We start from the raw sequence: 5,425 nt of genomic DNA on the forward strand, positions 1-5,425 counted from the left end.
GGCCCACCTGATTAAGCGGCACGCTCGTTCGCACCTATCGTTCGCCGTTCGTTCTCCCTTAGCGTTGTTTAGCGTACTTTCCACGCTATGCCCTCCGAAGGCTGCGAAACCGGTTGATCTGGCCATCCCGATGTTCGGCTACAAAAATCATATCGGTATAGACAAGGCTCACGGCTTGATCCGCACCTGGGGTGCCAGCGCGGCCAACGCCCATGATGGTGCGCGATTACCGAACTTGGTCAGCAAGGCCAACACCGGCTCGGGCGTGTGGGCGGATACGGCCTATCGATCCAAGAAGAATGAGGCGTTCCTCAAGAGCGGCATGTTCACCAGCCACATTCATCAGAAGCGTAAGCCGAGGCGGTCATTGCCCGAGCGGATCGCCAAGGCCAACACACGGCGATCCAAAATTCGGGCCCACGTTGAGCATGTTTTCGCGGGGCAAAAGCACAGGATGGGCCTTGTCGTGCGCACCATCGGCATCGCCCGTGCCACCATCAAAATCGGCATGGCCAATCTTGTCTATAATTTCCAACGCCTCGCATGGCTCGAAGGGCGTACTGCGCCCGCATGAAAGGCAATGGCCTCACAGCAGGGCGCCAAGCAAACATCAGGCAGTCAAGAGAAGCCGAAAATCGGGCATCAACGCACCTGCGCGATCCACAATTTGGTGAGCTCGCCAAATTCCAAGGTTTTTCGAGCCGTCCAGCTTAATGATGCCATATCACTCTGATGATCTTGGGGCGGCCGCAGGAACCCGCAGCTCCCCCTACGGTTCTGTCGCAAGGATCTGGCCAGACCGAGAAGCGCTCTTTGACATGTTGAATTATGCGGCGAGGGCTTCGAACTGCTGGGCGACGGACGGATTTCGTCCGTCGCTCCGGGGCTGAACGGGCCACTCCATTTGATTTTTGCGGATCATGTGGATGAGTTCGATGCCCTCCAGGATGATCGCGGCGCTGGCCATCGACTTGAAGCCGAGCATCGGGCGGGTTCTCCGCTTGATCCGCCGGTGGTCCTGCTCGATGAGGTTGTTCATGTATCGGCTTTGGCGGATGATGACCGGCTTGGCCCGGGATCGCGCCCGCAATCTGACCTCGCCATGGCAGCGCCGGGCGGCTTCCAGATTGGTCTGGCTGCCGTCGATCGTGACCTGCGACGGCAAACCATGGCGCTTGTAGGCGCGCCGGAAAAACCGGCGGGCGTCCTTGAGATTGCGCTTGGCCGAAAACATGCAGTCGATTGTGGCGTCGGCCCTATCAATGGCACGGTACAGATACATCCATTGGCCTTTCACCTTGATGTATGTCACGTCCATATGCCATTTTCTCGAGACCCGCCGCTTGCTCCGGTTGAAATTGGACAGCAATTTCGGCGCATACCGCAACACCCAACGATGGATCGTGAAATGGTCCACGCTGATCCCGCGCTCGGCGATCATCTCCTCCAGATCCCGAAGGCTCAAGCCGTAACTCAGTTACCAGCGCACGCAGAGCAGGATCAGCGATGCATCAAAGTGGCGACCTTTGAACATTCCCATCCCTCAAAGGCTTGCCACGTTAACCCGCGAAGAGCCCTACCGCAAGTTTGCGACAGAGCCCGGGCGAAATCCGTCCGGCGCCCAGCAGTTCGAGGCCCTCGCCGCATAATTCAGCATGTCAAAGAGCACTTCTCGGCCCGGCCCAATCTTTGCGACAGAACAGAACAGGCTCGTCGATCAGCCTTGGCCCATCATGTCCATCGGATGGCGCCAGTGGGCGCATGGGTTCTGATCAATGAGACTTGGTATAAGGCGGGCTAAACGCCGAAACCATCTTTCCAGTTTATTTTATTGACAATGTATTCGTCAACAATAAATTCACCACAACCATCGGAGAATCCTGATTTATTTTTTACAACATCTATTGCATTTGAAGCCGATTCCTCACTATCGAAAATTCCAATGATTTTCAAACTTTCCGAATCGCCATCTATTTGATAGAATAGAATAAAAACAGATAAACTCATTCAAACCCCCTGTCAGCATACTTTTTTATTTGGTTAAATTCGGAACCGGGGCCTTTTTCGGTCCACCCGTTCTCGCCATACTTTTCATCCAACAATCTCTTAGGAAATTCCTTTCCACTTTCATTGGTACGTGGCGCCTTACCTTTTACCCACGAAGGGGCACCCTTTGCCGCCTCTTTTCCTGATTTATTGGTCTTTCGTTTTTTAAATTTGTCATCTGGATCTTCAGGTGGAGGCGAGGCGGAGGCTGCACCATGAGAACGCGCCTCGTCGGCGCAGCCTCTAGCAGTGCAGCCTCCAGTAGATGTAGGAGTAACGGCCATCCACAAAATACCAGCGACGCTGAATTTCCGAGCCCCAGAGACAACTATTTCAGCAGCCTCTTCAGCAGTCGGTAAAGTAACGTTAGGAATAGGCGGAAGTACAAGAGGAGGAAGGCAAATTATACTCTCACAAGTCTGACCGCTAAAATCAATCCCATCCATCGGATCATTGCCGACGTAGGCATAGAGGTTGACCTGATCCTTATACCCGATGGGATCGGTCTGGAGGAAGCGTCCGAGGGTAGGTGAGTAGAAGCGGGCCTTGTAATAATACATGCCCAGTTCGGCCATCCACGCCTGCCCGGTGTACTGGAACCTCCCTGTGTTGCTGGAACCGGGAATACCATATTCGTCATAGGTGTTGACGGCAAAGATGTTCGAGCCCGCGTTGTCGGTGACTAGTGCAATGCTGCCCTGCCAATCCGGACGCAGCATACGTTCGGAGGCGCCATCGAAGCCGCCGCCTTCGTACCAGGCAATCGGATCGTCGGATTCCATGTCAGCGCTATGGATATAGCGGCGCAGCAGGTTACCCGATCCGTCATACTCGCCGATCAGAGCGTCGCCGTCATAAAGGAAACGCGTCGTGCCTGTCGGGCCAGCCATCTCATAGAGGCGCCCGAGCGGATCATAGCGCAGCTGGGCATTCTTTGCGCCGCCTGCGTTCACCAGCCGGTTCTCGATATCGTAGAGAAACGTCGTCGTCCCGTCCGCAGTCAGATTGCCATTGGCATCATAGGTGAAGCTGGCGCCGCCCGCAGCCGTATACTGGTTCAGTCCGTTGGTCGTGTAGTTGCGGTTGACGTTGTAGAGGCCATTGAAGGTGAAGCTGTTGTTGCTCTTGGAGAGCGAGGTAATCTGGCTTGCCGGATTGTAGCTGAAGCCATAGGTGTTGGTGTAGCTGGTGTTGATGGCCGGCGTGTTGGCCAACGAGCTCAGGCGACCAATCGCGTCATAGCCATAGCTGGTGTTGACCCCGCCATTGAAACTGGCCCGCGTGCCATCGGCATTATACCCGTAACTTGCCACCGTGGCCGAGCCCGAGCGCAAGATGCTCGAAGGACGATCAAGGCCATCATAATTGTAAGTGACATAGTTATTGTCAGGATAGGTGATGCGGGTGCGGTTGCCATTGGCATCGTACTGATAGGATACGGTCCGCGTGGCGCCGTCCATCGTCAGCGCCGATGTGAGTTGCCGCCCGAACCCGTCGAACGTGTTGATCACGCCTTCGCCGCCGCTGTTGTCAAACTGCGCGGTCAGCTGGTGACCTTGCAGGTCATAACTGTAATAGACCGAACGGGTATGAGTGCTGCCCAGGCCCGAGCGCGACGGGACAACTTTTACCGTCACTCTGTTCAGCGCATCGTAGGTGTAACTCAGGACCGAGCCATCGCGTTTGCGAAAGCTCGTGCGATTGCCATTGGCGTCATAGGCATAGGCCTCGTAATCATCCGAATTGGCCGAGCCAGCAGAACTCAAGGCAGTGGCCTGCGTCGCGCCATTGAAGGACGTGGGTTTTGTAGTCGAGGGAAAGTTCCACTGCACCAACCGGTCGAAACCATCATAGGTGTAGGTCGCCCGGTTGCCATTGGCGTCAATCACGTCGGTCTGCTTGCCATTGGCACTATACGCATAAGTCGTATAGGCCTGCTCCAGCGAAGTGCCCACACCCTTGCGAACCTGAATAAGCTGGCCATATATATCATAAATATTCTTCGCGATACGGTCAGGTCCAGCGTTGCCCTCGGTATTTAGCGAGCAGGCCGATGAGGGAAGCTGTCCACCGGTGAGCGTGCCATCCCCAACCACACTCGGATAATTCGCCGAATTCATACGCATTGCGGTGCACAGCAATTGCCCCGCGCCATCGTAACTGAATTGCGTAACCTGCTTAACCGTCGTCAGATCATTCGCAACGACCGCTTCAACAAGTTTCCGGTCCAAGTCGTCAAAGCTTACAATGATTGCCTTGGATAGAGTGAAACCAGTCCAGTCCTTTGGCAAGACGCTTTCGGATTGCCAAGACGTGAGCGTTCCCTCTTCGGCCTTAATCAATCTGCCTGCCGCGTCGTAAGTGTTTCGAACTGCCAGGAAGGGGCCCGCCGCGCCATTCGAGGAAGGCCTGATCGTTCCAGTTTCACGCCCCGCCAGATCGTAACGATGCCCTGTGGTATATGCCGAGGCGGAAGTCTGGGCGTGCCCTGCCATAGGCAGGGCAAGAGAACCTACTGTAATTGCCAGAGCACCCGAAAGATGACCAATCTTCATACCACACCTCATGGGCAAGCATTTTGCGTGGCGCGAGGAGCGGTTTCACTCAACTTTCGGCCAAGTTTATCATAGGTGAAGCATGTGCGCAGACCGACAGCACCTGAAGTCTCTACAATTCCCTTCACCAGAAGGGCTTCCCACGTCCCGGCTGTACCATATTCATACGTGGTTGTTTTTACAGGTGCGCCCGTATCGCATGATACAGCAGGACTAGTCCCACTCGCGGTCTGACAGTGTGTTTCGGTTAATTTCACCCAAATCGGCCCTACCGCCTGCGACAGGCCCCCCGAGGAATTACGAACCCAGGCATATCGCGGGGTCCAGGTTGTCAACTCGAGCGGGCGCGCGCCGTTAGCCGTCGGCGCCGGCCGCATGACACTCAACACCCCGCCATGACCTGAGTCATAGGTATAATCCGTGACATTACCCAAAGGGTCCTTCGTCCATTGCGGCTTATTGCAGGTCGCATAATTCGTACAGGTGCCAGGATAGAAATAAGTATCCTGAATAATAGTATTTCCATCCTTTGATTTGTAATATCGTCCGCCCCTGACTCTTCGCGAACTGTATTGGTCACTTATGACACTCCCTTCTGGCGTGGTCACACCTGCAATGTAGCGGCCCGAAGTCCAAATAGAATAATGCTTCTGCAAAGACTGATCGGCAGTGGGATCGCTTGGGCCAATCCAATAATCAGTCGGTATAAATCTATCGGTATAAAATCTAAGAGCCCGCCCCGAAAGTTGTTGAGCAATACCAGCATGTTGTGATTCACGCCCCTTTGCGAAGAGATGGAGTGTATCATGGCATGGACTGGCATT

Annotated in this window: 4 protein-coding genes and 1 pseudogene; 1 reads left to right on the plus strand and 4 read right to left on the minus strand. The window is 54.7% G+C overall.

Features of this window, described 5'->3' with window-relative positions:
* A partial coding sequence (locus ACZ9HU_RS22255; RefSeq protein ID WP_476108062.1) for a transposase occupies window positions 1-574 on the plus strand: 574 nt, incomplete at its 5' end.
* Between the two features lie 252 nt (window positions 575-826).
* Here the strand turns inward: ACZ9HU_RS22255 and ACZ9HU_RS22260 are convergent.
* From ACZ9HU_RS22260 to ACZ9HU_RS22275, 4 genes and pseudogenes are all read right to left on the minus strand, one after another.
* On the minus strand, window positions 827-1,477 hold the full coding sequence (locus tag ACZ9HU_RS22260) for an IS6 family transposase (protein WP_476108065.1): 651 nt from the start codon (window positions 1,475-1,477) through the stop codon (window positions 827-829).
* A 320-nt stretch (window positions 1,478-1,797) separates the two neighbouring features.
* On the minus strand, window positions 1,798-2,007 hold the full coding sequence (locus ACZ9HU_RS22265) for a DUF7336 domain-containing protein (RefSeq protein ID WP_476108063.1): 210 nt from the start codon (window positions 2,005-2,007) through the stop codon (window positions 1,798-1,800).
* The gene (locus tag ACZ9HU_RS22270) at window positions 2,004-4,601 is read right to left on the minus strand and encodes an RHS repeat domain-containing protein (RefSeq protein ID WP_476108064.1); all 2,598 of its coding nucleotides are present in this window, start codon (window positions 4,599-4,601) and stop codon (window positions 2,004-2,006) included. The genes ACZ9HU_RS22265 and ACZ9HU_RS22270 overlap by 4 nt, the downstream gene beginning before the upstream one ends.
* A gap of 8 nt (window positions 4,602-4,609) precedes the next feature.
* Window positions 4,610-5,425 (minus strand): annotated as a pseudogene (locus ACZ9HU_RS22275) (hypothetical protein); the annotation flags it as partial.

The organism is Novosphingobium sp. Sphag1I, from assembly GCF_056279125.1.